General features: G+C 71.8%; 27 protein-coding genes, 1 tRNA gene, 1 other RNA gene and 1 pseudogene. 14 read left to right on the top strand and 16 right to left on the bottom strand.

Going from position 1 to position 26,921, the window contains the following annotated elements:
- Positions 1 to 57 precede the first annotated feature (57 nt).
- Positions 58 to 2,292 (bottom strand): DNA polymerase III subunit gamma and tau, encoded by a 2,235-nt coding sequence (locus tag AC1DPN_RS01335; RefSeq protein WP_477082923.1) that lies wholly within the window; start codon positions 2,290 to 2,292, stop codon positions 58 to 60.
- Between the two features lie 47 nt (positions 2,293 to 2,339).
- Between AC1DPN_RS01335 and AC1DPN_RS01330 the strand changes: the two genes are divergently transcribed.
- The gene (locus tag AC1DPN_RS01330; protein WP_477082922.1) at positions 2,340 to 2,945 is read left to right on the top strand and encodes a hypothetical protein; all 606 of its coding nucleotides are present in this window, start codon (positions 2,340 to 2,342) and stop codon (positions 2,943 to 2,945) included.
- On the opposite strand, the gene AC1DPN_RS01325 is transcribed toward AC1DPN_RS01330, so the two are convergent.
- From AC1DPN_RS01325 to AC1DPN_RS01315, 3 genes are all read right to left on the bottom strand, one after another.
- Entirely contained in the window at positions 2,942 to 4,300 is a 1,359-nt protein-coding gene (locus AC1DPN_RS01325) for an FtsX-like permease family protein (RefSeq protein ID WP_477082921.1), read from the bottom strand. The genes AC1DPN_RS01330 and AC1DPN_RS01325 overlap by 4 nt on opposite strands.
- Positions 4,297 to 4,977, bottom strand: coding sequence for an ABC transporter ATP-binding protein (locus tag AC1DPN_RS01320; RefSeq protein ID WP_477082920.1), 681 nt, complete (start codon positions 4,975 to 4,977; stop codon positions 4,297 to 4,299). Before AC1DPN_RS01320 ends, AC1DPN_RS01325 begins: the two co-directional genes overlap by 4 nt.
- Positions 4,978 to 5,079: 102 nt before the next feature.
- Positions 5,080 to 5,676 (bottom strand): LysE family transporter, encoded by a 597-nt coding sequence (locus AC1DPN_RS01315; RefSeq protein WP_477082919.1) that lies wholly within the window; start codon positions 5,674 to 5,676, stop codon positions 5,080 to 5,082.
- Between the two features lie 80 nt (positions 5,677 to 5,756).
- Between AC1DPN_RS01315 and AC1DPN_RS01310 the strand changes: the two genes are divergently transcribed.
- Positions 5,757 to 6,179, top strand: coding sequence for an Lrp/AsnC family transcriptional regulator (locus AC1DPN_RS01310; protein WP_477082918.1), 423 nt, complete (start codon positions 5,757 to 5,759; stop codon positions 6,177 to 6,179).
- Between the two features lie 9 nt (positions 6,180 to 6,188).
- On the opposite strand, the gene ffs is transcribed toward AC1DPN_RS01310, so the two are convergent.
- The 7 genes from ffs to AC1DPN_RS01275 form a co-directional block, all read right to left on the bottom strand.
- Positions 6,189 to 6,285, bottom strand: an RNA gene (ffs, locus tag AC1DPN_RS01305) — signal recognition particle sRNA small type.
- Positions 6,286 to 6,381: 96 nt separating this feature from the next.
- A complete protein-coding gene (locus AC1DPN_RS01300; protein ID WP_477082917.1) occupies positions 6,382 to 7,305 on the bottom strand; it encodes a 1-phosphofructokinase family hexose kinase in 924 nt (307 codons plus the stop codon).
- Positions 7,302 to 8,225 carry a carbohydrate kinase family protein gene (locus tag AC1DPN_RS01295; RefSeq protein ID WP_477082916.1) on the bottom strand — a complete coding sequence of 308 codons (924 nt, stop codon included), beginning with the start codon at positions 8,223 to 8,225 and terminating at the stop codon, positions 7,302 to 7,304. Before AC1DPN_RS01295 ends, AC1DPN_RS01300 begins: the two co-directional genes overlap by 4 nt.
- Complete coding sequence (locus AC1DPN_RS01290; RefSeq protein ID WP_477082915.1) at positions 8,222 to 9,106, bottom strand: carbohydrate ABC transporter permease; 885 nt, start codon at positions 9,104 to 9,106, stop codon at positions 8,222 to 8,224. Before AC1DPN_RS01290 ends, AC1DPN_RS01295 begins: the two co-directional genes overlap by 4 nt.
- Positions 9,106 to 10,074 (bottom strand): carbohydrate ABC transporter permease, encoded by a 969-nt coding sequence (locus AC1DPN_RS01285; protein WP_477082914.1) that lies wholly within the window; start codon positions 10,072 to 10,074, stop codon positions 9,106 to 9,108. Before AC1DPN_RS01285 ends, AC1DPN_RS01290 begins: the two co-directional genes overlap by 1 nt.
- Positions 10,075 to 10,076: 2 nt before the next feature.
- Complete coding sequence (locus AC1DPN_RS01280) at positions 10,077 to 11,399, bottom strand: ABC transporter substrate-binding protein (RefSeq protein WP_477082913.1); 1,323 nt, start codon at positions 11,397 to 11,399, stop codon at positions 10,077 to 10,079.
- Between the two features lie 28 nt (positions 11,400 to 11,427).
- A complete protein-coding gene (locus AC1DPN_RS01275) occupies positions 11,428 to 12,312 on the bottom strand; it encodes an SIS domain-containing protein (RefSeq protein WP_477082912.1) in 885 nt (294 codons plus the stop codon).
- A 134-nt stretch (positions 12,313 to 12,446) separates the two neighbouring features.
- Here AC1DPN_RS01275 and AC1DPN_RS01270 point away from each other — a divergent pair, with 134 nt between their 5' ends.
- Positions 12,447 to 13,508 carry an amidohydrolase family protein gene (locus tag AC1DPN_RS01270; protein WP_477082911.1) on the top strand — a complete coding sequence of 354 codons (1,062 nt, stop codon included), beginning with the start codon at positions 12,447 to 12,449 and terminating at the stop codon, positions 13,506 to 13,508.
- A gap of 5 nt (positions 13,509 to 13,513) precedes the next feature.
- Here the strand turns inward: AC1DPN_RS01270 and AC1DPN_RS01265 are convergent, their stop codons facing one another.
- Together AC1DPN_RS01265 and melA are read right to left on the bottom strand one after the other, a co-directional pair.
- Positions 13,514 to 14,365 (bottom strand): class II fructose-bisphosphate aldolase, encoded by an 852-nt coding sequence (locus AC1DPN_RS01265; RefSeq protein WP_477082910.1) that lies wholly within the window; start codon positions 14,363 to 14,365, stop codon positions 13,514 to 13,516.
- Positions 14,362 to 15,675 carry an alpha-galactosidase gene (melA, locus tag AC1DPN_RS01260; protein WP_477082909.1) on the bottom strand — a complete coding sequence of 438 codons (1,314 nt, stop codon included), beginning with the start codon at positions 15,673 to 15,675 and terminating at the stop codon, positions 14,362 to 14,364. Before melA ends, AC1DPN_RS01265 begins: the two co-directional genes overlap by 4 nt.
- 98 nt (positions 15,676 to 15,773) lie before the next feature.
- On the opposite strand from melA, the gene AC1DPN_RS01255 reads away from it, so the two are divergent.
- The 7 genes and pseudogenes from AC1DPN_RS01255 to AC1DPN_RS01225 all read left to right on the top strand — a co-directional run bounded on the left by AC1DPN_RS01255 (position 15,774) and on the right by AC1DPN_RS01225 (position 21,395).
- Positions 15,774 to 16,583 carry a DeoR/GlpR family DNA-binding transcription regulator gene (locus AC1DPN_RS01255; RefSeq protein ID WP_477082908.1) on the top strand — a complete coding sequence of 270 codons (810 nt, stop codon included), beginning with the start codon at positions 15,774 to 15,776 and terminating at the stop codon, positions 16,581 to 16,583.
- Positions 16,584 to 16,655: 72 nt separating this feature from the next.
- Positions 16,656 to 18,107, top strand: a complete 1,452-nt coding sequence (gene sthA / locus AC1DPN_RS01250; protein ID WP_477082907.1) for a Si-specific NAD(P)(+) transhydrogenase — start codon at positions 16,656 to 16,658, stop codon at positions 18,105 to 18,107.
- 87 nt (positions 18,108 to 18,194) lie between these two features.
- Positions 18,195 to 19,574 carry a DUF2510 domain-containing protein gene (locus AC1DPN_RS01245; protein ID WP_477082906.1) on the top strand — a complete coding sequence of 460 codons (1,380 nt, stop codon included), beginning with the start codon at positions 18,195 to 18,197 and terminating at the stop codon, positions 19,572 to 19,574.
- 70 nt (positions 19,575 to 19,644) lie between these two features.
- Positions 19,645 to 20,154 carry a hypothetical protein gene (locus AC1DPN_RS01240; protein WP_477082905.1) on the top strand — a complete coding sequence of 170 codons (510 nt, stop codon included), beginning with the start codon at positions 19,645 to 19,647 and terminating at the stop codon, positions 20,152 to 20,154.
- 48 nt (positions 20,155 to 20,202) lie between these two features.
- Positions 20,203 to 20,287, top strand: a tRNA-Ser gene (locus tag AC1DPN_RS01235).
- 239 nt (positions 20,288 to 20,526) lie between these two features.
- Positions 20,527 to 20,910, top strand: a complete 384-nt coding sequence (locus AC1DPN_RS01230) for a YibE/F family protein (RefSeq protein WP_477082904.1) — start codon at positions 20,527 to 20,529, stop codon at positions 20,908 to 20,910.
- A gap of 69 nt (positions 20,911 to 20,979) precedes the next feature.
- Positions 20,980 to 21,395, top strand: a pseudogene (locus AC1DPN_RS01225) (YibE/F family protein).
- Here the strand turns inward: AC1DPN_RS01225 and AC1DPN_RS01220 are convergent.
- Positions 21,372 to 22,559 carry a YibE/F family protein gene (locus AC1DPN_RS01220; RefSeq protein ID WP_477082903.1) on the bottom strand — a complete coding sequence of 396 codons (1,188 nt, stop codon included), beginning with the start codon at positions 22,557 to 22,559 and terminating at the stop codon, positions 21,372 to 21,374. The pseudogene AC1DPN_RS01225 and the gene AC1DPN_RS01220 sit on opposite strands and share 24 nt — an antisense overlap.
- 185 nt (positions 22,560 to 22,744) lie before the next feature.
- On the opposite strand from AC1DPN_RS01220, the gene AC1DPN_RS01215 reads away from it, so the two are divergent.
- Both AC1DPN_RS01215 and AC1DPN_RS01210 read left to right on the top strand, forming a co-directional pair.
- Positions 22,745 to 23,419 carry an arsenate reductase/protein-tyrosine-phosphatase family protein gene (locus tag AC1DPN_RS01215; RefSeq protein ID WP_477082902.1) on the top strand — a complete coding sequence of 225 codons (675 nt, stop codon included), beginning with the start codon at positions 22,745 to 22,747 and terminating at the stop codon, positions 23,417 to 23,419.
- A 54-nt stretch (positions 23,420 to 23,473) separates the two neighbouring features.
- Entirely contained in the window at positions 23,474 to 23,896 is a 423-nt protein-coding gene (locus tag AC1DPN_RS01210; protein ID WP_477082901.1) for an arsenate reductase ArsC, read from the top strand.
- Positions 23,897 to 23,922: 26 nt separating this feature from the next.
- Here AC1DPN_RS01210 and AC1DPN_RS01205 read toward each other — a convergent pair whose 3' ends face one another.
- Together AC1DPN_RS01205 and AC1DPN_RS01200 are read right to left on the bottom strand one after the other, a co-directional pair.
- The gene (locus AC1DPN_RS01205) at positions 23,923 to 24,624 is read right to left on the bottom strand and encodes a cation efflux transmembrane domain-containing protein (RefSeq protein WP_477082900.1); all 702 of its coding nucleotides are present in this window, start codon (positions 24,622 to 24,624) and stop codon (positions 23,923 to 23,925) included.
- Entirely contained in the window at positions 24,621 to 24,953 is a 333-nt protein-coding gene (locus tag AC1DPN_RS01200; protein WP_477082899.1) for an ArsR/SmtB family transcription factor, read from the bottom strand. The genes AC1DPN_RS01205 and AC1DPN_RS01200 overlap by 4 nt, the downstream gene beginning before the upstream one ends.
- Before the next feature lie 220 nt (positions 24,954 to 25,173).
- Here AC1DPN_RS01200 and AC1DPN_RS01195 point away from each other — a divergent pair, with 220 nt between their 5' ends.
- On the top strand, positions 25,174 to 25,506 hold the full coding sequence (locus AC1DPN_RS01195; RefSeq protein WP_477082898.1) for a YnfA family protein: 333 nt from the start codon (positions 25,174 to 25,176) through the stop codon (positions 25,504 to 25,506).
- Between the two features lie 289 nt (positions 25,507 to 25,795).
- Complete coding sequence (locus AC1DPN_RS01190) at positions 25,796 to 26,875, top strand: right-handed parallel beta-helix repeat-containing protein (protein ID WP_477082897.1); 1,080 nt, start codon at positions 25,796 to 25,798, stop codon at positions 26,873 to 26,875.
- The last annotated feature ends 46 nt before the right edge of the window (positions 26,876 to 26,921 follow it).

The raw sequence follows: 26,921 nt of genomic DNA, 5'->3' as shown, positions 1-26,921 counted from the left end.
GGGGTCGGGCGCCGCGGTCGGTCGGGCGCGCGAGGGCGGGGGCTCGCGAGTGCTGCGCTAGGCCGTGCCGTCGTCCAGCTGCTCGTCGATGACCGTGCCACCGAGCATCTGCGCGACGAGCGGGGCGCCGATCAGGGACGAGCCGCTGATCTCCGGGTCGTCCGGCGACGGTTCGTCCGGCACCCCGGGCACGACGCGGGCGGCCGACTCGCGGGCCGCTGCCATGCCGCGCTCCCGGGCGGAGCCCTGCGGTGCCGGACCGCTCGCGGCCAGGTCCTCGGGAGGCTCGGGGGCGTGCGCCGGCTCGCCCGGGTCGTCCTGCGGCGGTTCGACGGCGGGCGGCTCGTCGTCCCAAGACGCGGCCGCCTCGGCCGGAGTGACTGCGCGCGGGTTCTCGCGGTCGTTCACGGGACGGGCCGGGGCTTCCGTGGCAGCGGGAGCCGCCGACGCCTGCTCGGCCAGGATCCCCTCGACACGGACGTCGAACCCGAGGGTCTCGCGTACGGCGCGGGCGACGACGTCCGCGTGGGCGCCGTTGCGGAAGGTGGTGGCGAGCGCGGGGTTGTCGAACGCGATGCGCAGAGTGGTCGCGTCGAGGTCCGCGACCTGGGCGTTGCGCGGGTCGATGAGCGCCCAGGTGACGCGACGCAGGCCCTTGACGGTCTCGAGGACCTCGGGCCAGCGGCGGCGGACGACCTCGGTCTCCGGGCCGGGGGTGTGTGGCACCGGCGCCGCGGCGACGGGTACGGCCGCGGCAGGAGCAGCGGCGGCTTCCGCATCAACCCGCGCCGGCTCAGTCTCCGGCGCGACCGCCTCGACGCCGGACGCGGCAGGTGCGGTCGGCTCAGCCGAGACGGCGTCTTCCGGCTCGGCGGCAGGCGAGGCCGTGGGCGAGGCTTCAGGCGCGCGCTCGGGTGCCCGTTCGGCCGCGGCCGGCTCGGGCACCGACGCGGGCGTCGGATCGACCGCTCGGTGCACCGGCGTCGGCTCGGCGGGCCGGGCGGCAGGCGAGGGCTCCGCGGTGCGGGCGGCAGGCGTCGGCTCCGCGGAGCGCGGAGTCGTAGCCGGTTCGGCGGGACGATGCGTGGGCGTCGACGCGACCGGGACGCGAACTCCGTCGGCGGGCAGGCCGCGCTCCAGCCGGTCCAGACGCGCGCCGATCGACGAGCGGGTGTCCTCCGCGGCGGGCAGCAGGAGGCGGGCCATGAGCAGCTCGAGGTGCAGCCGCGGGGAGGTCGCACCGGTCATCTCGGTGAGTGCGGCGTTGGCGAGGTCGGCGGACCGCGAGAGCTCGGAGGCGCCGAGGTGCCCGGCCTGCTGACGCATGCGCGTCATCTGGTCGGTCGGCACGTCGCGCAGCGCGGCGTCGGCGGCGTCCCCGGAGGCGGCGATGACGATCAGGTCGCGGAAGCGCTCGAGGACGTCCTCGACGAACCGGCGCGGCTCGTGGCCGGTCGAGATCACGCGGTCGACCACGCGGAACGCGGATGCCCCGTCGCGTGCGGCGACGGCCTCGACGACGTCGTCGAGCAGCGAGGCCTGCGTGTACCCGAGCAGGTCCGCGGCGCCCTCGTAGGCGAGCTCGGCGCCGCCGGACCCCGCGATCAGCTGGTCGAGCACGGACAGGGTGTCGCGGACGGATCCCCCGCCGGCGCGCACGACGAGGGGGAGCACGCCGGACGCCACCTGGACGTGCTCGGAGTCGCAGAGCTGCTGGAGGTACGGGACGAGGACGTCCGGCGGGACCAGGCGGAAGGGGTAGTGGTGCGTCCTCGACCGGATGGTGCCGATGACCTTGTCCGGCTCCGTCGTCGCGAAGATGAACTTGATGTGGGGCGGCGGCTCCTCGACGATCTTGAGCAGCGCGTTGAAGCCCTGGTTCGAGACCATGTGGGCCTCGTCGAGGATGAACACCTTGTACCGGTCGCGGGCGGGCGCGAACGTCGCGCGCTCGCGAAGCTCACGGGCGTCGTCGACGCCACCGTGGCTCGCCGCGTCGATCTCGACGACGTCCAGGCTGCCCGGACCACCACGCGCCAGCTCGACGCACGACTCGCACACGTCGCACGGTGTGTCGGTGGGGTTCGCCTCCGTGTTCTGGGCGCAGTTCAGGATGCGCGCGAGGATCCGCGCGGACGTCGTCTTGCCGCAGCCGCGCGGGCCGGAGAACAGGTACGCGTGGTTGACCTGGCCGCTGCGCAGCGCTTGCCGCAGGGGTGCGGTGACGTGGTCCTGCCCGATCACCTCGGCGAAGTTCTCGGGCCGGTACCGCCGGTACAGGGCTGTGCTCACGCCAGAACCCTAGACGCCCGCGCCCACAGGCTCTCTACGATCCAGTCGTGACCCTCGACCAACAGGTGCTCGACCAGCTCTGGGACTTCTCCGACCCGGCTGCGAGCGAGGCTCGGTTCCGAGAAGCCGCCGGCCGGGCCACCGGCGACGACCGCGACGAGCTGCTCACCCAGGTGGCGCGCAGCCTGGGCCTGCAGGAGCGGTACGACGAGGCCTCGGCGGTGCTCGACACGGTCGGCGCGCAGGCACCGACCGTCCTCGCGCGGGTCGCCCTCGAACGTGGGCGCCTGCACAACAGCGCAGGTCGGCCCGCACAGGCGATCCCATTCTTCGAGGCCACGGCGGCGCAGCCGGTGGACCCGTTCCTCGTCGTCGACGCCCTGCACATGCTCGCGATCGCGGACCCGTCGCACGCCCACGACTGGACCGACCGAGCGCTCGACGTGCTGAAGACGACGCCCGACGCGCGCACCCTGCGCTGGCATGTGGCCCTGCACAACAACCGCGGCTGGACGCTGTTCGACGCGGGCGACCCCCGGGCGGCCCTCCCCGAGTTCGAGGCGGCGCTCGACGCGGCGCACCGCTGGGGCACCGAGCAGCAGGTCGCGTGGGCGAACGAAGCGCTCGACGAGTGCCGCACCGCACTCTCCTAGTCCGCGCGCACCACGGTGTCCGCGAGCACGGAGCGCAGCAGCGCGCGTGACGTCTCCGTCGCGGCGAAGACCAGGGCGCAACCGCCCGCCAGGAAGGCGAGCAGGAGCCCGATCCCGGTCGGGTCGGTGATCGCGACGGTGCCGAGCAGCGGCAGGAACATGACGAGCGCGGTCGCCGCCGAGCCGAGTGCGACGAACAGCAGGGGGACCAGGACCGACCGTCGACGGACCGAGTCGAGCAGCTCGACGGGCATCCCGGCGAGGTTCTGCAGGGCGATCTCCCGACGACGGTCGAGCACCGCGGCCGCCTGCGCGATCCCCGCCGACACCGCGGCGAGCAGGAACGCGACGACCAGCGTGACCAGGGCGCCAGTGACCAGGTCGTCCTGCAGGATCGCGCCCTGCGGGTCCTGCGACGCGTCGACGTTCGTCAGAGCCGGGATCACGGCCAGCGCACCCGCCACGAATCCGGCCAGCCCGAGCCCGCCGACCACTCTCCAGGCGGCGCGCGGGTCGTCGAGCAGGCGGCGGGCCGCGAGCAGCCGCGCGGGCGTCGTCGCACGACGCAGCTGGACCTTCCCGACGAGCCCCAGCACCCACGGACCGACCACGTTGAGGGTCGCGAAGCCGACCGCCATGGCGCCGACGAGCGCGGCGATCGCCGCGGCACCCAGCGCACCGCCCGCGGCGCTGACGATCATGAACAGGCCGATGCCCGCCAGCGCGACGACCAGCCGCACGAAGCCGAGCGCGCGCGGCGTCGAGCGCCGTGCGACGCCGAGCGGGGAGATCGCGACCCGCCGCAGAGACACGGCGCCGGACACGCCCGCGAGCAGCGGCACGACGACCAGCGCGGCGACCAGCCCCTGCCACCCGACCCAGAGCTCACCGACCGTGAACGTCGTCCCCTGGAACGGCAGCAGCGCGCACACCGGCAGCAGCAGCCCGTACAGCGCGATGCCGAGCACGGCGCCGACGAGCCCCTGCCAGGCCGTCTCGACGAGCGTCAGCCCGACGACCTCGCGCGACGTCACCCCGAGCAGCCGAAGCGTGGCCAGCCGCGCGTCCCGGCGCGCGACCCCGAGCCGCGCCGCGCTGCCACCGAGGGTCACCAGGGGGACCACCAGCAGGACGACGGCGACCCAGGCGAGGATCTCGTAGAGGGACCGGATGTCGTTCTCACCCGGCGCCAGAGGTTCGTCGGCACGCGCGACGAAGCCGAGCAGGCCTCCGACGACGCTGAGCGTCAGGCCGGTGGTGACGGCGAACGCCGTGAGCGCGAGCGCCGTCGTGACGCGTGAGTCGCGGCCCCCGGCGCGCTGGAACCTCGGTGCGAGCGCGACGACGGGGTTCATCGGGCGTGCACCTGAGACCCGACGACGACGCCGTCGCGCACCTCGATCCGCCGGTCGCACCAGTCCGCCACCTGAGCGTCGTGGGTCACGACGACGAGCGACGCCCCCGCGGCCCGCGTCGTCTCGACGAGGATCCGCATGACGTCGTACCCGGTCGACTGGTCGAGCGCGCCGGTCGGCTCGTCGGCGAAGACGACGTCCGGCCCGGTGATCAGGGCACGCGCGACCGCGACCCGCTGCGCCTGCCCGCCTGACAGCTCCCCCGGGCGCCGGCCCTCCATCCCGGCGAGCCCGAGGTCGCTGAGCCATCGCTGCGCCTGCGCGGTGGCGTCCTTGCGGCTCGCGCCCAGCAGCATCGCGGGCAGTGCCACGTTCTCCACCGCGGGCAGCTCGGAGAGCAGCTGGCCGAACTGGAACACGAACCCGTACTGCTTGCGTCGCAGCAGCGAGCGCGCGCGATCCCCCAGCGCGCCGACGTCGCGACCCTTCAGCGCGACGGTCCCGGCGTCCGGGACCAGGATGCCCGCGAGGCAGTGCAGGAGCGTCGACTTGCCCGAGCCCGACGGCCCCATGACGGCGAGCGACTCACCGTCGGCGAGGTCGACGTCGACGCCCGCGAGCGCGGTCGTGGTTCCGAACGTCTTGACGAGTCCGCGGCCGGACAGGCGTGGGTTCATGCCTCCAGCGTCGCCGTCCGAGGGCTCGCGGTCGTCGGCCCACGGGACGGTCCTGCGAGCGCGCGCGTGCACCCACGGGGGGACCGGCGTCCGACCAGAGGTTCAGACGACGAGCGACACCGCGACCCCGATGACCACGAGCGACCCGGCCACCGAGACCCACGTGCGCGCGGACGGCGGCAGCCGCAGCCCGAGCAACCCGCTGCTCAGCGCCAGCACGAGCTGCCACGCGAGGGACGCCGCCCCGACACCGGCGACGAACGCCACGGCGGCCGCCGCCGAGCCGCCCAGACCGGCGGCCATGCCGATCGCGACGGTCGTGAAGGTGACCGCCGTGAGCGGGTTCACCGCCGTGAGCCCGACGAACCGGAGGTACGTGCCGTGCGACGACGGCGGCGGCGCACCGTCGGCTTCCGGTGCGCGGCGTCTCACCAGCCCGAGGACTCCGACCACGACGAGAACCACCGCGGAGGCAGTCCGTACCAGCCCGTCGTGCGCCTCGACGGCCTGGCTGACCGGTGCGCCGACTGCGACGGCGACGACCCCGTACAGGAGGTCGACGGTCGCGATCCCGCACGCCGCCGCGACCGCCACCCGGACCCCGTCGACCAGGCCGCTGCGCATCAGCAGCACGCCCACCGGCCCGACGGGCATGGCGACGGCCAGCCCCGCGAGGGCACCGAGCAGGAAGGCGGTCACACGGCAAGGGTCGCCCGCGGGTGCCGACGAGGTCACGTGGATACTGCGGAAACCGTCGTGGGGCTGCGATCCTCGTACACATGGACCCTCTCGACGAGGCAATCATCCGTGAGCTGACCGCCGATGCGCGGATTCCGTACAGCGACCTCGGGGAGCGTGTCGGTCTCAGCCCGAACGCCGCCGCCAACCGCGTCCGGCGCCTCGTCGACAACGGAACGATCCGCGGCTTCACGATCGTCACCGCGTCGGCGCCGGGGCTCCCGAAAGGGCTGGAGGTGTTCATCGAGGTGCGGATGACCGAGGGCACCACGAACGAGGACTTCACCGCGGCGCTCGCCAGCGGCTTCCCGCAGGTCCTCGACGCGGTCCACGTCACCGGCTCGTACGACTACCTGATCCACGCGGTCGTCGCCGACCCGTCGGCCCTGGACCAGCTCGTCCGGCGCCTGAAGCGCGAGGCCGGCGCGGGCCAGACGTTCACGAGACTGGCTCTGCGCGGCTGAAAACGGGCATGAAAGGACCCCCCGCACACCCGCCAGAGCTCACCTGCCCTTGCTGCCTTCCGGCCCTGGGGGAGTTCAGCGAGATGACGCCGCACGAGGGGTCGTCGAGAATTCTAGCCCAGCCACGAGGGGTCCTCGATCACGTGCAGCCCGGTCAGGTTCACGCGCCTACCTCACCACAGTCACCCCGGCCGCAGCACGGTCAACCGTGCCGCACCACGACGTCGTTCGCGAGACGTTCGACCACGGCGGGGTCGAAGCGTGCGGCGCCCGGGACCAGCGCGTTGGCGCACCCGGCGGCGGCCGCGAGGCGCAACGCGTCCTCCAGGGGGCGGCCCCCGTCGAGCGCCCGGACGAGCGCTCCCAGCACGGAGTCGCCGCTGCCGACCGGGAACTCGCCGACGACATCCGGGACGGAGGCGGTGAGGGTCACGGTCCCGTCGGTGGCCCGCAGTCCGTGGACCCCGTCCGTCACGACGACGAGGCCTCCGGTCAGGGTCCGCAGCCGGTCGACGAGGTCGGCGAGCGACGCCGTCTCGGGCAGGCCCGTGACCTCGCAGGCCTCGGACCGGTTCACCTTGAGCAGGTCGGGACGCCCACCCGACAGCAGCGCGTGCAGCGCCGGACCGTGGCTGTCGACGGCGACCCGGGCACCCGCCTCCAAAACGACGTCGACGACCTCGCGCAGCGCCTTCGGCCCGAGCGAGTCCGGGAGGCTGCCACTGACCAGGCACCAGCCGCGCCGGGCGGCGAGCTGCTCGACGAGTTCGGCCAGGAACCGGTCGAAGACGGCTCGCGATACCGGCGTGGCGGGCTCGTAGATCTCGGTCAGGACGCCTGTGGAACGTGTGTGCACGCTGACGCAGGTGCGCGTGAGCTCCGCACCCTCGACCACGTGCACGTCCAGGCCGTCCGCACGGGCGAGGTCGGCGATCACCGCACCCGTGCCACCCCCCAGCACCGCCACGGCACCGACCGACGACCCGAGCAGTGCGGCCGCGCGGGCGGCGTTCAGCGCCTTGCCACCGGCCACCCGGTGCACGGCCAGCGGCCTCTGGATGCCGTCGAGCTCGTCCACCTCGTACGTGACGTCGAGAGACGGGCTGACGGCCGCGGCCGTGATCAACGCGCGCCCACGTCCTCGAGCGTCGCCTGCCGCCCGGTGCCGCCCGCGCCCAGCGTCGACAGCGAGCCGGCGGTCGTGGCCCAGCGCAGCCGCTTGGCCTCGTCGTCGATCCCGTGCGCCAGCGCCGCGAGGTAGCCCGCGTCGAAGCTGTCCCCCGCGCCGGTGGTGTCGACGACCTCGACAGCCAGCCCGGATGCTCTGCAGAAGCCGTCAGCGCCGACCGACCAGCCGCCGTCGGCTCCGGCCTTGACGACGACCCGCGGCCCGAGCGCGGCCAGGTGCTGGGCGATGTCGATGTCGGACCCGACCGTTCCCGCTACCGCACCCAGCGCCCGGAGCTCGGAGAGGTTGGGCAGGAGGACGTCGACGAGCGGGAGGAGGTCGAGCACCCCGCCCCAACGCTCCGCCGGGTCCCAGTTGGTGTCGAGGCTCACCGTCACCCCGGAGGCACGCGCTTCGGCCAGCAGCACGGGGAGCTCGGCGGCCAAGGAAGGCTGCAGGAAGTACGACGCGACGTGCAGGTGTCGCGCGCCGGTGGCCGCGAGCGCGGTCCGCACCGCGTCGGCCCGCAGCGTCGGGATGGTGCCGGGCACGGTCAGGATCGCGCGGTCGCCGGCGGCCGAGAGGATGACGGAGAGCCCCGTCGGCGACGCGGGGTCGACCTCGACCTGGCCGGTCCGGACACCAGCAGCCGCGAGTCCGTCCAGCTGGAACCGCCCGAAGGCGTCGTCGCCCACGCGCGCGACCAGCTCGGTCGGCACGCCGAGCCGGGCCAGCCCGCAGGCCGCGATCGACGCGCTGCCGCCGAGCACGAGCTCGCCGGAGTCGACGAGCTGCTCGGCCTGCCCGAACCGAGGCACGACGTCGCCGCGGAGCACGAGATCCACGTTGGCGTCCCCTGCCACCAGGACGACGCTCATCCCTTCAGGCCCGAGAACGTCATGGTCGCGATGAACTGCTTCTGGGCGATCAGGAAGAACAGGATCAGCGGCAGCGTGGCCACCACGTTGCCGGCCATCAGCAGCGACCAGTCCGTGCGCCGGTCGCCCTGGAAGTTCGTGATGCCCAGCTGGAGCGTGAAGCTGTGCGGGTCGTTGATCGCGATGAGCGGCCAGACCAGGTCGTTCCACGAGCCGAGCAGCGTGAAGATCGCGAGCGTCGCCATCGCCGGCTTGGCCAGCGGCAGCACGATCCGCCAGAACACCGCGAGCCGGCTGCAGCCGTCGAGCACCGCCGCCTCCTCGAGCTCGGCGGGGAGCGACAGGAAGAACTGCCGCATGAGGAAGATGCCGAACGCGGACGCGAGCCACGGGACGATCGCGGCGCCGAGGGTGTCGATCAGGCCGACCTTGGCGAACATCACGTACGTCGGGACCATGAGCAGCTGGGTCGGGATCATGATCGTCGCGACGATGGCCAGGAACCCGAACGTGCGGCCGGGGAACTTCAGCCGCGCGAACCCGTAGCCGGCCAGCGAGCACAGGACCAGGTGGGACGCGACCCCGACTGTCGAGACGATCGCGGTGTTGAGCAGCCAGCGCAGGATGTCGGACTCGGCGAAGAGCTTGCTGAACCCGTCGAGCGTGAGGGACGCCGGGATCAGGCGCGGCGGGAACTTGTTGATCTCCGAGGCGGGCGTCAGCGCCGTGAGGAACATCTGCACGAACGGCAGCGCGAACAGCAGCGCGATCGGGGCGAGCAGCAGGTGCCACCACCAGTGGCGCCGCCCGCGGCGACGAGTGAGCCGGATGTCGTCGGGCGTGTCGGGAACCGGGGTGCGGGCGAGCATCTGGACCGCCATCAGAACGCCTCCACCTTCGCGCGCCGGGAGTACAGGACGACGCCGCCGGTGATGATCAGCGTCACCGCGAAGAGCCCGTACGCAACCGCCGACGCGTAGCCGAACTCCAGGCTCTTGAACGCCGTCTCCCACAGGTAGTAGACGATCGTCTGCGTCGCGTTGAGCGGTCCGCCGCGCGTCGTCGTGTAGACGAGGTCGAACAGCTGGATGGCGCCGATCACCTGCCACACGGTCACGAACACGGTGACCGGGGCGAGCTGCGGGAACGTCACGTGCCAGAACGCCTGCCACCGGTTGGCGCCGTCGATCCGAGCCGCCTCGATGAGCTCCGAGGGAATGTCCTGCAGGGCGGCCAGGTAGATGACGGTGGTGAACGCGGCCTGCCCCCACAACGACATCAGCGTGATGACGACCATCGCCTGCGACGGGTCCTCGAGCCAGCCCTGCTGCGGCAGGTGCAGGGCTCGCAGGACCGTGTTGGCCAGGCCGAACTGCGGGTTGAACAGGTAGGTGGTCAGGATGCCCGTCGCCGCGGCGGAGGCGACGAACGGCAGGAAGATCGCCGTCCGGTAGAAGCCGATCATGGCGAGCGTGCGGTTGAGCAGCAGGGCCAGCGCCAGGCCGAGCAGCACCGACGCCGGAACGAAGAGCGCGGTGTACAGGATCGTGTGCCCGACGGCGTCGCGCAGGGCGGCGTCCGTGACCATCTCTTGGTAGTTCCCGAGCCCGACCCACGTCGGCGTCGAGAAGCCGTCCCAGCTCTGCAGCGACAGCCAGAACGCCCACGCCGCGGGGAAGATCGACAGACCGAGCACGATGAGCATCGCGGGGGCGACGAAGCCCCAGCCCTGCAGCCCGGCCCTGCGCCGCTCCTTGCGGCGGCCGGGGCGCGCGACCGTCGTCCGCGGGGCGTGCGCCTGCGGCAGGAACGCGCCGCGGCGGTGCGACGCGGCCGTCGTGCTCGCCATCGTCACCCTCCGAGGGCCTGTGTCGCGGTGGCTGCGGCCTGCTTCAGTGCGTCGGCCGGCTCGCCCTGACCCTGCAGCACCTCGGAGATCGCCGTGCCGATGGCCTCGGAGAGGTTGACGTAGCCCTTGACGGTCGGCCGAGAGTGCTTGGAGTTGACCATGTTGGCGGCCATGACGTCGAGGCCCGGCAGCGCGTCGACCTGTGCGAGGAACTCGGGCGACTCCGCCTCCGACGAGCGCAGCGGCAGGTTGCCGTAGGCCACGTTCCACTTGATGTCCTGCTCGGCCGACGTCAGCCACTTGGTGAGCTCGTAGGACCAGTGGGCCCTGTTGGCGTCCTTGTGGTCGAAGAGCACCCACAGGTCCGGACCCGAGACGGTCTCGTGGTTGCCGTCGACGCCGGGCAGCGGCACGACGCCGTACGACGTCTTGGCCGTCTGGAGGTCGTAGAGCGTCCACGGGCCCGACGTGATCATGCCGATGCGGTCGCTCGCGAACAGCTGGGCCGCCTTGGTGTCGGTCTGGTCGAGGTAGACGCTCTTGTCGTCGACCGCCATGTCCCGCAGAAGCGTCAGCGCCTGCACCCCGGCGTCCGAGTCGAAGGTCGCCGTCTTCTGGTCGTCCGAGAGGATCTCCCCGCCGTTCTGCCACAGGTGCGGCCAGAACTGCCAGGTCGTCTCCTCCGAGCCCGACACCGAGTAGCCGTAGCCGTAGGTGTTGGTGTCGGGGTCGGTGAGCTTCTTGGCGGCGTCGCGGAAGTCGTCCCAGGTCCAGTCGTCGGTCGGGTAGTCCAGGCCGGCCGCGTCGAACACCGTCTTGTTGTAGATGAGGGTCAGGTTGTCGACGACCGCCGGGAAGCCGATCGTCGTGCCGCCGCCGGGCTGCGCCGTCTGCCGTGCGGCGGCCGGGAACTCGTCCCACAACACGTCGGCGTCCTGCACCTGGTCGGTGATGTCGAGCGTCCGCTTGGATGCCTGGAGCTCGCTCGCCCACGAGCCGTAGGCGTAGGAGACGTCCGGGTACGTCCCGCCGGCGAACCCTGCCGACAGCTTCTGCAGGAGCTCGTCGGTCGACGGAGCGCCCGAGGAGATGTCGACCGTGACGTTCGGGTGCAGCTTCTCGAAGTCGTCGGCAAGACCCTCGAGGATGGTCTCGGCCTGGTCGGCCTGACCCGTCCACCAGGTGATGGTCGTCTTGGCCTCGGGGTCGAAGGTCTTGGCGCCTTCGGCGGACCCGCCCGAGCATGCGGCGAGGCCGAGGGAGACGACGGCAGTGGCCGCAGCGACTGCGGCGAGACGTGCGCGGGGCGAGTGCTGGGGGAACAACTCGATCTCCTCGGTTCGGTGGGCGCGGTCAGGACAGGACGACGGATCGGGTGAGGTGTCGGGGCGCGTCCGGGGTGAGCCCCTTGCTCTCGGCCAGCGCCACGGCGAACCGCTGCGCCTGCACGAGCTGGACCAGGGGGTCGTCGTCGCTGGTCAGCACCTGGGCACCGGTGGCCTCGATGTCGGCGACGAGCGCGGGATCGGCCGTGCCGAAGATCGTCACGAGCGACCCGGGGTGGGCGACGGCGATGGGACCGTGGCGGTAGTCCAGGACCGGGTACGACTCCGACCATGCCTGGGCGGCCTCCCGGACCTTGAGCGCCGCCTCCTGCGCGAGCCCGTAGGTCCACCCGGTGCCGAGGTACACGACGTGGTCGACGCCCGCGACCGGCACGGGCAGCGGCTGCTCGAGCGCGCGCCGCGCCGCGGGGACGAGCGCCGTCTGGTCCTCGCCGAACGCCGCGCGTGCGAGGACGAGGGTGGTCGTCGGGAACCGCGTCTGGACGACGGACTCCTCGTCGACGTAGTCGAGCAGCAGGAACTCGTCCACCCGACGAGCGACGGGGCTGTCGGCGACGCCCACGATCGCGGCGGTCGTGGTCCCGGCCTCGACCAGCTCCAGAGCCGCGAGGACCTCGCTCGTCGTGCCGGACCGGCTGATCACCAGGACGCGGTCGTACGGGCGACCCGGGCGCCACTCGGACGCGTAGGCGGCGTCGGTCAGACCGAGACCCGCCTGCTCGCGCAGGACCGCCAGCGACTCCGCGACGAACGCGCTGGTGCCGCAGCCGAGGATGAGGACGCTGTCTCCGGGCCGACCGAAGATCGCGCCGGAGGTCTGCGCCTCGACCAGCGCGCGCTCCCACACGGTCGGCTGGCTCGCGATCTCTCGCGCGGTGATGCTGCTGCTCACGGTGGTGCCCTCTCGTCTCCGGCTCCGGAGTTGACGCCGGCGCCGTGTGCGCAATACTGCGTACCGAAGTGATCGATCTGCAATGAAACTGCGGCAAACGCTCACTCTGACTGAGCGGACGAGAGGAGACCCGGATGCCCGACTGGACAGCCGCCGCACACCTTCGCCTGGCGGACTGGCACCCGCGGAGCAGGCTCGCCGCGCACACCACGGACGTCGGTGGGACCGCCGTTCCGTCGATCGACGTGCACAACCACCTGGGGCGATGGCTCACGCCGCCGGGGTGGACCGCACCCGATGTCGGCGCGCTGCTCGCCCTGATGGACCGCCGCAACGTCGCGACTGTGGTCAACCTCGACGGCATGCACGGCGACGAGCTCGAGGCCAACCTCGACCGCTACGACCGCGCGCACCCGACGCGCTTCGTCACGTTCTGCCAGCTCGACTGGACGTTGCTCGCGCGGCCCGACGGCGAGGCCCTGCTCGAGGCGCAGCTGCGGGACTCGGCAGGTCGGGGCGCTCGTGGGCTCAAGGTCTGGAAGACCCTCGGTCTGACCGTCAGGGACGGCGCGGGACGGCTCGTGCTGCCCGACGACGAGCGGGTCGTGCGCACGCTCGGCCTCGCCGGCGACCTCGGCCTCCCGGTGCTGATCCACGTCGCCGACCCGGTCGCCTTCTTCGACCCCGTGGACGCGCACAACGAGCGGATCGACGAGCTGCAGGCCAACCCGGACTGGTGGTTCGGCGACGGTGCGGTGCACCCGAGTTTCGACCGCCTGCTGACCGCCCTCGAGACGCTCGTGCTGGCGACACCCGGGACCACGTACATCGGCGCGCACGCGGGATGCGTCGCGGAGGACCTCGACCGGGTCGAGCGCCTGCTGCGGGCAGCCCCGAACTGGCACATCGACATCGCCGGACGGATGGCCGAGCTCGGTCGGCAGCCGCGACGGACGCGTCGACTCGTCGAGGAGTTCCCCGACCGCGTGCTCTTCGGCACCGACGCCTTCCCGCTCACCGACGAGGCCCTCGCCACCCACGTCCGCTTCCTGGAGACCTCCGACGAGGCGTTCGAGTACGCCCCGGGCGAGGCGGTGCCGCCGCAGGGCCGGTGGACGGTCTCAGGCCTGCACCTGTCGACCGCCGCTCTCGCGGCCGTCTACGCCGGGAACGCTCGGCGCCTCCTCGGGCTCTGAGGCGTTCAGGCGGCGCGGATCGTCGCGCAGCTGGCCGCGACCACCTCGGCGACGGCCTCCCGGCCGGGTGCGAGGTACCGGCGCGGGTCCGTGATCCGAGCGTCCGCCGAGAGCGCGAGCCGGACCTGCGCGGTGAGCGCGGCGTTGAGCGCCGTGCCGACGTTGATCTTGCGGATGCCTGCCCGGACCGCGTCCTGGAGCGCGGCCGGCGGGACTCCCGACGAGCCGTGCAGGACGAGCGGCACCGGTACGGCCGCGGACAGGCGCGCGAGCAGGTCCAGGTCCAGGTGGGCGGTCGCGCTGGTCATCGCGTGCGACGAGCCGATCGCGACCGCGAGCCCGTCGATGCCCGTCTCGGCGACGAACCGGGCGGCCTGCGACGGGTCGGTCCGCGCGCCCGGTGCATGAGCGCCGTCCTTGCCGCCCACCTCGCCGAGCTCCGCCTCGACCCAGAGGCCGGCGGTGTGCGCCGACCGGGTCACCGCGGCCGTCGTCGCGACGTTCCGCGCGTAGTCCAGGTGCGCCGCGTCGACCATCAAGGAGGTGACGCCGTACTGCGCCGCCGACGCGACCCCCTCGGAGAGAAGCCCGGCGTCCTGCAGGTGGTCGAGGTGCAGACCGACCGGGACGGATGCCGAGGCCGCGAGCTCGTGGCAGGCGGCGAGCAGGGGCCCGGCGCGACCCTCCCGGTAGCGGACCGCGTTCTCGCTGACCTGCAGGAGGCCGGGCGAGCCGGCGCGCTCGAGGCCGGCGACGATGCCCTCGGCGTGCTCGAGGGTGATGACGTTGAAGCAGAGCACGGCGGTGCGTCGCCGCACGGCATCGTCGACGAGGTCCCGCGTGCGAGCGACGGTCACAGCCCCGCCGCGGGCAGCAGGGCGCGAAGCGGCTCGGGCAGCAGCTCGCCGTGGGCCAGGACCAGCTCGTCGCACAGCTCCCAGATCTGCGCCGGGGTCAGAGACGAGCTCGCGTTCCCGTCGAGGAGCACGGCCTGGCGCACCAGGCGCGGGTCGCCCGTGCGCACGGCCTCGACCGTCAGCTCGGCGACGGACAGGTAGGTCCGGTTCAGGGCAGCGCACTGCACCGGCAGCGCACCCATCGCGACGGGCGTCACCCCGGACGCGTCGACGAGGGCCGGGACCTCGACGGCCGAGCCCGCGGGCAGGTTGTCGACGAGCCCGTGGTTCGGGACGTTGACGTGGATCTCCCGCGGCGTTCCGGTCAGGATCGAGTGGATGACCTGCGGTGCGTACTCGGATGCGCCTCCCTCGAGCGGCAGCGGCTCTCCCGCGTCGAGCAGCTCCTTCGCGTGCTCGAACTCCGCCACGTTGTCGCGACTGATCCCGATGTACTGCAACGGCTCGATGCGGAAGCGCTCGACCTGGTCGTGGGACCGCAGGAACCACGACAGGTACTCCGACGAGTGCTCGCTCGTCTCGGTGGGGTAGTACCCGATGCGGCGGAAGATCTCGACACGCACCCGACGCTCGAGCTCGGGGTCCTGCGCGATCCGCTCGACGAGACGCGGGTAGAGGCTCTCGCCGTCGAGCGTCCACTCGGTCAGCCAGGCCTGGTGGTTCACCCCGAACGCGCGGTACCGCGTCCGGTCGACGTCGAGGCCCAGGAGCTCGGCCAGGTCGTGCGCGGTCCAGTAGACCGAGTGGCACAGCCCGAACGTGCGGATGTTCGGGGCCACGACCGACGCCCACCAGACGTTCATGGCCATCGGGTTGGTGTAGTTGAGCAGCAGCGCGTCGGGGCAGAGCGCCCGCATGTCCTCGAGGATGCCGGTCAGCACGGGGAACGTGCGCAGTGCGCGGAACACCCCACCGACGCCCGTGGTGTCGCCGATGGTCTGGCGGAGGCCGTAGCGGGCGGGGATCGTCAGGTCGGTGATCGTCGCATCGATCCCGCCCACCTGGATCATGTTAATGACGAAGTCGGCTCCGTCGAGCGCCGCACGCCGGTCGAGCGTCGCCGTGACGGTCGCCGGGTGCCCGAGCTGCTCCACCAGCCGGTGGGCCGTGCCCTCCGCGACAGCGAGCCGCTCCGGGTCGACGTCGTGCAGTGCGAGGTGGAGCTCGAGGTCCCCGAACCGCAGCAGGTCCGCGACCAGCTGACGGGTGAAGACGACGCTCCCGGCGCCGACGAACGCGATCTTGGCCATGCCTGGATGATCGTCGGGGTGAGCGATCCGTGCAAGAATCCGTCAGGTGATCACTCAAAGTGCTCACTCTGACTGAGCGAACTCGGAGGACCGCGGCCATGTCGCACCCACAGGACATGCCGCGCGCGACGTCCCGCAAGCGGTCCGACCGGATGCGGTCCGTCCTCACGATGCTCGAGTCGGGGGACTCCGTGACCCTCACGGACCTCACCGCGTCGCTCGGTGTCTCGCCGGCGACCATCCGCCGCGACCTCGCCGACCTCGAGGAGCAGGGCCTCCTCGTACGGACCCACGGCGGAGCCCGGGCCTTCGCCAGCGCCTCGCGCGCCGAGGTGCCGGTGCGGCTGCGGGACTCGCAGTTCCGCGTGGCCAAGCAGCGCATCGCGCGTCGGGCCGCCGAGCTGATCCCGACGGGTCCCTACAGCGTCGCGATCAGCGGCGGGACGACGACCGCCGAGGTCGCCAAGGTGCTCGCCACCCGCCCGGACCTCGCGATCGTGACCAACGCGCTCACCACGGCCATGGAGATCGCGTCGCGCCCGAACCTCAAGGTGATCATGACCGGCGGCGTCGTACGGTCGAACTCTTTCGAGGCCGTCGGCGTCATCGCCGAGCACACGTTCAACGCCATCAACGTGGGCACCGCGATCCTCGGCACCGACGGGTTCAGTGCGGCCGGTGGTGCAACGACGCACGACGAGACCGAGGCACGCACCAACAACGCGATGGTGACCCACGCTCAACGGGTCGTCGTGGTCGCCGACGGGTCGAAGGTCGGCCGCGTCACGCTCGCCAAGATGGCCGACCTCTCGCAGGTGCACGTCCTCGTCACCGACACGACGGCCGACCCGGACGAGCTGGCGCGCATCGTCGCCGGGGGCGTCGAGGTGCTGATCGTCGACGTCTGACCGGTCGGGGTGTTCACGCGCCCGTGATTCGCAGGACTCACGCCAGGACCGGTTTGTGGGCAGACTTTCCTCATGACCGTTGACGACGCCGTGGACCTGCTGCTCACCGACGAGCACGCCTACGAGTACGACCTCCTCGTCATCGGCACCGGCCCTGGTGGACAGAAGGCGGCGATCGCCGCCGCGAAGCTCGGTCACAAGGTCGCGATCATCGAGAAGCGGCACATGATGGGCGGCGTCTCGGTCAACACGGGCACGATCCCCAGCAAGACGCTGCGCGAGGCCGTGATGTACCTGACCGGCATGGCGCAGCGTGAGGTGTACGGCGCGAGCTACCGCGTGAAGTCGGACATCACGATGGACGACCTGTTCGCGCGCACGCACCACGTGATCGGCCGCGAGACGGAGGTCATCCGTGCGCAGCTGATCCGCAACCACATCGACATCCTCAACGGCACGGGCTCGTTCGTCGACGCCCACACGATCGCCGTGACCGAGGAGGATGCGGCGCGCCCGACGACGGTCACGGGGCGGTTCGTGGTCATCGCCACGGGGTCCAAGCCGCACCGGCCCGACACCGTGCAGTTCGACGACCGGAAGGTCCTGGACTCTGACGGGGTGCTCGCGCTGGAGAAGGTCCCGACGTCGATCGTCGTCGTCGGCGCCGGGATCATCGGCATCGAGTACGCATCGATGTTCGCGGCACTGGGCTCGCGCGTGACCGTGATCGACAAGCGGCCGGCGATGCTCGAGATGTGCGACCCCGAGGTCGCCGAGTCGCTCAAGTTCCACCTGCGGGACCTGTCGGTGTCCTTCCGGTTCGGCGAGGAGGTGGCCGGGGTCGACAGCAACACGAACGGCACCGTGACCCGGCTGGCCTCTGGCAAGCGGATCGCCGCCGACGCGGTCATGTACTCCGCCGGTCGCCAGGGGCAGACCGACGCGCTCGAGCTGCAGAACGCGGGGCTCGCGGCGGACTCGCGTGGTCGCATCAAGGTCGACGACCAGTACCGGACGGTCGTGCCTAACATCTTCGCCGTGGGCGACGTCATCGGGTTCCCCGCCCTGGCGGCGACGAGCATGGACCAGGGTCGTCTCGCGGCGTACCACGCGTTCGGGGAGCCGGCCCGTGAGCTGCAGTCGGTGCAGCCCATCGGCATCTACACGATCCCCGAGATCTCCTACTGCGGTCGCACCGAGGAGGAGCTGACGACGTCGGCGATCCCGTACGAGGTCGGCATCGCGCGCTACCGCGAGCTGGCGCGCGGGCAGATCGTCGGCGACTCCTACGGGATGCTCAAACTCCTGGTGCACACCGAGACGCGCGAGCTCCTCGGCGTGCACATCTTCGGGACGCTGGCCACGGACCTCGTGCACATCGGTCAGGCGATCATGGCCTGCGGCGGGACCGTCGACTATCTCGTCGACACGGTCCTCAACTACCCGACCCTGTCTGAGGCGTACAAGGTGGCCGCGCTGGACGCGACGAACAAGATCCGCCAGGTGGCGCGCTTCAGCCAGTGAACCCGAGGACGTGTGGCGATCGCGACACGCGATGGCAACGATCCCACCCTTCAGCAGCCGCATCGGGGTGCCGATGTCCCTTTCACGATGAACACGACTCCCCAGGGTTGGTACCGCGATCCCGCGGACCAGGCACGCGTGCGATGGTTCGACGGCCAGACATGGACGGCGAACACCCTTCCCGCGCCAGAGCCCGGATCGGCTCCGCCGCCCCCGCCCGCACCGGCCGTTGCTCGGGTACCTGAGGCGCCCGTCGCGACCGCGCGTCCGCGGACCTCGGCGGCCACGGTGAGCGAGCGCGCCGTGGAGGTGCCGACGTCGCACGCACCCGCCGCGATGGTCGTCCCGCTGCTCGAGCCGGACGACCCGGACGAGTACGTGGACGAGCGGGTCGACGAGGAACCCGAGCCGGCGTTGTCCGCGCCGGTCGAGCCCGAGCCCGCGGTCGAGCAGCAGCCGTCGCAGTACGGCGACGATTTCCGCCCGGGAACCCAGCCCGCCGGGGCTCCCTACGCAGCCCCCGCCGCGCAGTACGGCGACGAGTACCGCCCCGCAGCCCAGCCCGCCGAAGCCCCCTACGCAGCCCCGGCCGCGCAGTACGGCGACGAGTACCGCCCCGCGACCCGGCCCGCCGAGGCCCCCCACGCAGCCCCCGCCCCGCAGTACGGCGACGAGTACCGCCCCGCAGCCCAGCCCGCCGAAGCTCCCTACGCAGCCCCCGCCGCGCAGTACGGCGACGCCTACCGGCCGGCCGCGGCGGCTCCGCAGTACGGCGCCGAGTACGCTCCGTCGGCTTCGCAGCAGCCCGAGCTGCCGCCCTACGTGCCGCAAGCCCAGCCGTCCGCGTTCGGCCAGCAGCCCGCCGGCTACCCGCAGGCCGGCTACCCGCAGGCTCCCCCGGCCGGATACCCGCAGGCACCGGCCGGGTACCCGGCCGCACCTACCGGATACCCGCAGGGAGCCCCGATGGGCTACCCCTCGCAGGGGCCCGTCCCCGGCTGGCAGGCCAACGGGCCGCAGCAGTGGGGAGCCCCGGTCGAGACGAAGAAGAAGAGCAACACCAAGGTCGTGCTCATCGTCGTCTGCGCCGTCGCGGCCGCACTGATCGGCGTCAGCATCCTCGCGGCGATCGCCCTCCCCGTCTTCCTCGACCAGCGTGCCAAGGCAGCCGTTGCGGAGCTCGGACTGGACGCGGTGACGTGCGAGCAGGTCGCCACCTACGCGGTGCAGGTCTCGTCAGCCGGCCAGGCGCAGGGCACCGAACCGCTGATCTCGATGACCGACGTGGCACTGCTCCAGGACAACCGCGCTGCGGTCCGCGTGCCGGCCGCCGGGGAAGAGCCCGCGTTCGTGCTCAGCTGCGCCGGAACCGGCACCAGGTCGGACGGCACCACCGCCGCGGTCACGGCCAACCTCTTCGTCGACTCGAACTCGCAGCAGCTCGTCGCGTACGGCTGGGACGAGTAGCCCTCACGCTTGAGGCCCGTCGCTCGGATGCCGATGTACCAGGCATCGACCGATGGGAAGGGAACGAGCCGTGAACGACGCGACGACCGGCTGGCTTCCCGACCCCGCGGACTCCTCACAGGTGCGCGTCTGGACGGAGCATCACGGGCCGGCGCCCGCTGACCCGCCGAACGACGTGTCCCGGCGCCCTCGCACGAGGGTCCTGCTCCCCGGCGGGATCGCTGCGGGCATCGTGGCCCTCGGCCTTCTCGTCGCTGCCGCCGTGCCCGGCTACCACCAGCAGCGCCAACGCGTGGCCCTCGCACCACTCGTGTCGATGACGTGCGACGACGTGGCCGGTGAAGCCGTCGAGATCGCCCGCACGGAGAAGGACCTCGACCCGCTCCAGGCTGTCACGAGCGCCACCGTCGCCCGGGACGGCCGAGACATCCTGAGGATCCCCCCACCCGGCGTGGAGGAGTTCGTCATGAGCTGCTCCGGCACGGGCATCCGACCCGACGGCTCCACCGCCCCGCTGACCATCGACCTGTACATCGACCACGAGCGCACGCACCTGCTCTGGTACACCTGGGACGTCTGAGGCCGCAGTTCGGCCGGGGGCCCGCGTTCGGGTATCCTCTGTCGGCCGGGAGGATTCGCCTAGTGGCCTATGGCGCACGCTTGGAAAGCGTGTTGGGTGAAAGCCCTCGGGGGTTCGAATCCCCCATCCTCCGCCGGTCGAAGGGCCCGCCACCTGCAGCGATGTGGGTGACGGGCCCTTCGTCTTGCCGCCACAGTCGTTGCCTCGAGCAGCGCCGGTAGCAGTTTTGGTAGCAGTTCGTGCGAGGACGGTCTGTGCGAGGACGGTCAGACGGCGACGGGGTCCATCAGCCCGAGCACCGAGCCGGCCTGCTCCTTGGTGAGGTACTGGAAGCTCTGAGGGGCTCAGGTCCCGCCCGAGTACCTGCCCGAGGTGCATCCGGGCGACAAGATCATTGCTGCGGACACCGGAAACTCCGGCCTCGTGTTCACGGACTTCGTCCGCGGTCGGCCTCTGGCACTCCTGGCTATCGGCTTCGCCGTCTTGGTTGTCGCGGTCGCCCGGTGGCGTGGGTTTGCCGCGCTGCTAGGCCTGGGTATCTCGCTCGGCGTGATCGGGGTGTTCATGCTGCCCGCCCTGCTGGAGGGAGAGCCGCCGCTGGCGGTCGCGCTGGTGACGGCGTCGGCCATCATGTTCGTCGTGCTGTACCTGGCGCACGGGTTCACCTTGCGCACGTCGACGGCGCTCGTCGGCACCCTGCTCGGGCTCGTCGCGACCGGGCTGATCGCGGCGTGGGCCAGGGGGCCGCGCACCTGACCGGTCTGTCCGGGGAGTACGCGCTGGACCTGATCTCGCGCCGCAGGCCCGGATGAGCTCGATCCTGATGTGTGGGATGGTCATCGCCGGCCTCGGCGTCCTCAACGACGTCACCATCACCCAGGCTCGGCGGTGTGGGAGCTGCACGCTGGAACACCCAACTCTTCCTGGAGGGACCTGTTCAGTCGGGGGATGCGGATCGGCCGGGATCACATCGCTCGACGGTCTACACGATCGTGTTCGCCTACGTCGGCGCCACCTTGCCGCTGGTGCTGCTGGTGAGCATGTCCGACCAAGCGCTGCTCTCGGCGCTCAGCAGCGGTGAGCTGGCCGAGGAGGTGGCACGCACTCTGGTCGGTTCCATCGGGCTGGTGCTGGCGATCCCGTTCACCACGGCTGTCGCGGCGTGGGTCGCGCGCTCGGGGGGCGCGGCCGACGTCGCCTCCGACGAGGTCGACGGGTCAGTGCCGGTGGCTGTGGCCTGACGGCGTCAGGGACTCGGCTGGTCTGGACCGTGCCACCAGGGCTGCGATCGCTGTGGTGAAGGGGATCGCCAGCACGAGGCCGATCGACCCCGCGAGAGTGCGAACGATCTCTGGCGCGAACTGGCTGCCGGTCAAGGTCTGACCCAGTGGCAGTGCGTAGATCTGCAGGAGGAGCAGCACCGGCAGGGAGGCTCCCGCGTACGCGAAAGCGATCGTGTAGATGGTGGAGGCGATGTGGTCGCGGCCGATGCGCATGCCGCCGTCGAACAGCCCGCGCCACGAGACGGTCGGGTCGGCGCGGCGAAGTTCCCACACCGCGGACGCCTGCGTGACCGTCACGTCGTTCAGCACGCCGAGTCCGGCCAGGACGACCCCGCATAGGAACACGCCGCGCAGCGCGGCCGCACCGTTGTCGCCGAGCAGGGACGCGAGCCGGAAGTCGTCCTCGGAGGCGACACCCGATAGGTGAGCGGCGTGCGCCCCCAGCGCCCCGAGCGCGCCGATCAGCAGCAAACCGGTCAGGGTGCCCAGCAGCGCCGTGCTGGTGCGCAGCGAGAAGCCGTGCGCGAGGTAGAGGACGACGGTCATGATGACCGCCGACCCGCACAGTGCCAGGACCATCGCGTCCTCACCGGCGATCAGCCCCGGCAGGATGTACAGCCAGATCACCACGAAGGCGATCACCAGTCCGAGGATCGCCAGCAGTCCGCGCCATCGGGCGATCAGCGCGACGAGCAGGACGAACGCCAGCGCGAACGTGGCCAGAGGAACTGTTCGCGCGTAGTCCGACCATGCCCACGTCTCGGGCGAGCCCTCGGCGGCGGGGTAGTGCTCGACGATGATGCGCGTGCCGGCTGGGACGTCCGCGGGTGTCGTCGTCGCGGTCGCCCAGATCTCGATGTCGGCGCCTTCTTGCGGCCCGGACGTGACCGTGGCTAGCACCTGGAGGCAGGCGACGGTGTCGGGCACCGTGCCGTCGGGGAGGCGGTCCTCGATCGTCGCGTCGCATTGCTCCTCGCGCGTCCCGGTGACCGTGGCGGCGACGTAGGTGACGCCGTCGTCACCGAGCCCGGCGGCCTGGGCCGACTGCGGTGTCCCGTGTGGCCAGGTCAGCGCCATGCCCGCGACGGCGGCAAGCACCAGCGGCCCGATCACTAGGGCCATCCACAGGGATGACCGGGATCGCGGTGCCGAGCGCGCCGTGCGGCGTCTCGTCGACCGGGCGTCCGGCGGAATGGTCCCTGTGGTCACCCGTGCGATTGTCCATCATCGCGACTGACCCCCGACCCGGGAGGCGAACACCTCGCGGCGCCTTGACCTGGCAGGATCACTCAGCGACTATTGAGTCAATGAACACTGAGTGGCATGCGGAGATCGAACGGCGCGCCGCGTTGCACGCCGTCCTGGCCGACCCCGGCCGGCTCGCGGTCGTCGAGCTGCTCGCGCTGGGCGACCGGTCCCCGTCGGAGCTGTCGGCAGAGCTGGGTATGCCGTCGAACCTGGTCGCGCACCACGTGGGCGTGCTGCTCGAGCACGGCCTGGTCAGCCGCCGGCGGTCCGAGGGCGACCGCCGTCGCACCTACGTGCACCTGGCACCCGACGCCGTCGTCGTGCCTGCGGGCTGGACGATGCCGCGACCCGACCGCGTGCTGTTCGTGTGCACCGCCAACTCGGCCCGGTCCCACCTCGCGGTGGCGCTGTGGCGCCGCACGAGCCGCGTCGGTGCCGCCTCCGCCGGGACACATCCCGCCCCGTCGGTGGCCCCTGGTGCGGTCGCGGTCGCAGCCCGGCACGACCTGTCTCTCGCGGACGCCACCCCGCGGCTGCTCGACGACGTCCGCCGGGACGGGGACCTCGTCGTGACCGTGTGCGACAACGCCCACGAGGAGCGGGGCACTCGTTCCGACCTGCACTGGTCCGTCCCGGATCCGGTCCGCGCGGGCGACGACGCCGCGTTCGACGCGGCCTTCGACGAGATCGCCCGCCGGGTCCAGGACCTGGCACCCCGTGTCGCACATGACTGAGCGTGTCGAAGGCCGCGTTCCACATACCCGATCCCGCACCGCCCGAGGAGAACCATGAGCACCACCGCCAAGCCCAGCGTCCTGTTCGTCTGCGTCCACAACGCCGGCCGGTCCCAGATGGCGGCAGGATTCCTCAGGTCGCTGTCCGGCGGTGCCGTCGAGGTCCGTTCGGCGGGTTCGATGCCCGCCGACAGGATCAACCCGGTCGCCGTCGAGGCGATGACCGAGGTCGGCATCGACATCCGCGCCGAGCAGCCCAAGGTCCTGACGACCGGGGCCGTGCAGGCGTCCGACGTCGTCGTGACCATGGGCTGTGGCGACGCATGCCCGTACTTCCCCGGCACGCGGTACGAGGACTGGGTCCTGGAGGACCCGGCCGGTCAGGGCATCGAGTCCGTGCGCCCGATCCGCGACGAGATCCGCGGACGCATCCTGTCGCTGCTCGACGAGCTCGGAGTCGCTCCCGTCACCGTCTGACCCACCTCGCCGGGCCTCCCGTCAGGTCATGGGCCGTCGTGCCCTGCTGGCCCGCAGCAGTCGTCGTCGCAGTCGTCGTCGCCGATCAGTGCGGACGCTGGTGCGCAGCAGGCTTCGCCTCGCCAGGCGTCGAGCCCCTCCTTCGCGGCCCACCCCGCGATGACCAGAGCGGCCAGCGGGTCGGCCCAGCTCCAGCCGAGGGTGCTGTTCGCGACGAGCCCGAGCAGCAGTACGCCGGACAGATAGGTGCAGAGCAGCGTCTGGTGGGAGTCCGCGACCGCGGAGGCCGACCCGAGCTCGCGCCCCGTGCGCCGCTCGAACCACGAGAGCGTCGGCATGACGACCAGGCTCAGCGCCGCGAGGGCGATGCCGACCGTCGAGTGCTCGGGCTCGACGGCGCCGAGCAAGGTCCGGAGGGCGTCGGCCGCGACCACGAGGGTCAGCCCGAAGAACGACACCGCGATCAGGCGGAGCGCGCGGCGCTCACGGAGGTGAGGCTCCGGTGCGGCGAACTGCCACGCCACCGCTGCTGCCGACAGGACCTCGACCACGGAGTCCAGGCCGAATGCCAGCAGCGCACTGGACGACGACGCTCGACCCGCGGCCAGCGCGACGACGGCTTCGACGACGTTGTAGGCGATCGTGCCCGCGACGACCCAGCGGATCCGCTGCTCGAGCACCGCACGGCGTCGGGAGGAAAGCGGGCGCGGCCCGATCGAGAGCGTCATGCGCAGGTGCAGCCGCTCGAGTCGCAGCAGGACGGGTCGACGGCGACGACGAGCCGCAGCAGCTCGCCCAGGGCGGGTGCGAGGTGCGGATCCGTCAGCCGGTACCAGGTGCGGCGCCCGTCCGGGATCGCCTCGACGAGCCCGCAGCCCCGCAGGCACGCGAGCTGGTTCGACATGACCTGCCGTGACACGCCCAGGGCGTCGGCCAGGTCGGACGGGCACGCGGGTGCCTCGCGCAGCGCCAGCAGGATCTGCGTCCGGGTCTCGTCGGACAGTGCGTGCCCCAACCGGGCGAGCGCCGAGGTGTGGGTCAGGGTCACGGTCGTCATCCGTTGACAGTACAGGGTTCGCTGTATCGTCGGTTCGTTGGCGCCGGGCTCTTCGCACCCGTCGGAGCCTTCGCCAGGGGGACCCCGTTCGTCGCGATCACGCTCCTCGCACTCGCCGGAGTCGCCTCGGTCGTGTGGTGGGTCCGCCGCCGGGCCGCCTACGCGACGTCCTGCGAGTGCGTGGGTAGCTGCTGAGCGGAGTCCGGCAGACTCGTTGCCCATGACGCTCCTCCGCTCCGTCGCCTTGTTCGCCCTGGCAGCGCTCGCGGAGATCGGCGGCGCCTGGCTCATCTGGCAAGGCGTGCGTGAGCACCGCGGCGCGCTCTGGATCGGCGCCGGGGTCGTGGCCCTCGGCGCCTACGGGTTCGTCGCCACCCTGCAGCCGGACGCCAACTTCGGCCGCATCCTCGCCGCGTACGGCGGCATCTTCGTCGCCGGCTCGCTGGCGTGGGGGGTCGTCGTCGACAAGTTCGCGCCCGACCGCTGGGACGTCATCGGCGCCTCGATCTGCCTTCTCGGCGTGGCCGTCATCATGTACGCGCCCCGCACCTGACGGGCCGAGCGCCCGTCAGCGGCGGGCACTTTCATCCTCACGCATCCGGACAGAACCGGGCATAGTGGACGCGAGAGCTCGAGCGGGGGGCCGCGACGGCGCGTTCTCTCGAGCGGGTCGGAACCGTCGACTCAGCTCGAGCGGGGGGCCGTGACGGCGCGCTCTCTCGAGCGGGTCGGCACCGTCGACTCGGGCAGCAGGTGCTGCGTCGGTCTGGTCAGGTCCGGGGGGATCTCCAGGTTCGTGCGCGTCTGCCGACCCCTCATCCGAACCCGCTCTGGAGGTTCCCGTGCGCGTCCCGGCCATCCTGTCCTGCTTGGCGCTCGCCAGCGCAGCCGTCCTCGTCGCAGCTCCCGCGAGCGCGGCACCACCCCAACCCACCTGCGGCTCGACGCTCACCGTCGACACCGTGCTGCGGGCCGACCTCGTCTGCGACGGCCCCGGCCTGATCCTCGGCGTGGGCGTCGACCTCGACCTGCGCGGGCACTCCCTGGAGGGCACCGCCGGCGGCACCGGGCTGGTCGTGATCTCCACGGGCACCGAGTCGATCAAGAACGGCACGCTCACCGGCTGGGACAACGCGGTCAGCACCGAGTTGATCTTCGACGGGCCAGGATCTGGTCCGCTCCTGGTCGACCGGGTGTGGTTCCGCGACAACCGCACGGGGATCGACGGCGTCGGCGTCGGCCTGGGGGCCAAGGACGTGACGATCACCCGTTCGAAGTTCACCGACAACACCTTCGCCGGCATCACCGCCCAGCTGAGCTCGGTGAGCATCGACCGCACGACCTTCGCCGACAACTCGGTCGGCTACTGGGGGGACACCGGTTCAGGGGCGACGATCACCGACACGCGGTTCGTGCGCAACGCCCGGGCGGCCATCGTCACGGAGGCGAGTGCGACGTTCGAGCACTCGACGTTCATCGACAACCCGAGGGCCGTGGTCAGCGCCGGCGTCATCAGTGGCTTCACCATCACGAACAGTCGTCTCACCGGCTCCGACGTCGCGGTGGACGGCGCCGGCGCGGTGTCGACGATCATCGGGTCGACGTTCGTCGGGAACACGACCGCTGTGGTCGTCGGTCAGTTCGGCGGGACGGTCAGCTCGAACACGTTCCGCGCGAACCACGTCACGATCTCGATCCCGGAGGAGCTCGTGAGCGACGCCTTGGTGCAGGACAACACCTTCCGTCTCAACGGCGACGGCCTGCTGCTCGATCCGGCGGACCCGCTCGTGAGCATCGGCGGCAACAACGCCCGGAACAACACCGGCTGGGGCATCTACGCCCCGGGCGCCATCGACCTGGGCGGCAACACTGCGAAGAACAACGGCAACGACCCGCAGTGTGTCGGGGTCGTCTGCTCGTAGAGGCTGTCGGATCGGGCGCTCGGCGTTCGTAGGAGAGTTGTCCGGC

Source organism: Cellulomonas sp. P4_H4, assembly GCF_056400865.1.
The sequence above is the reverse complement of the archived record's forward strand: the minus strand, read 5'-3'. Positions and strand labels throughout refer to the sequence as shown.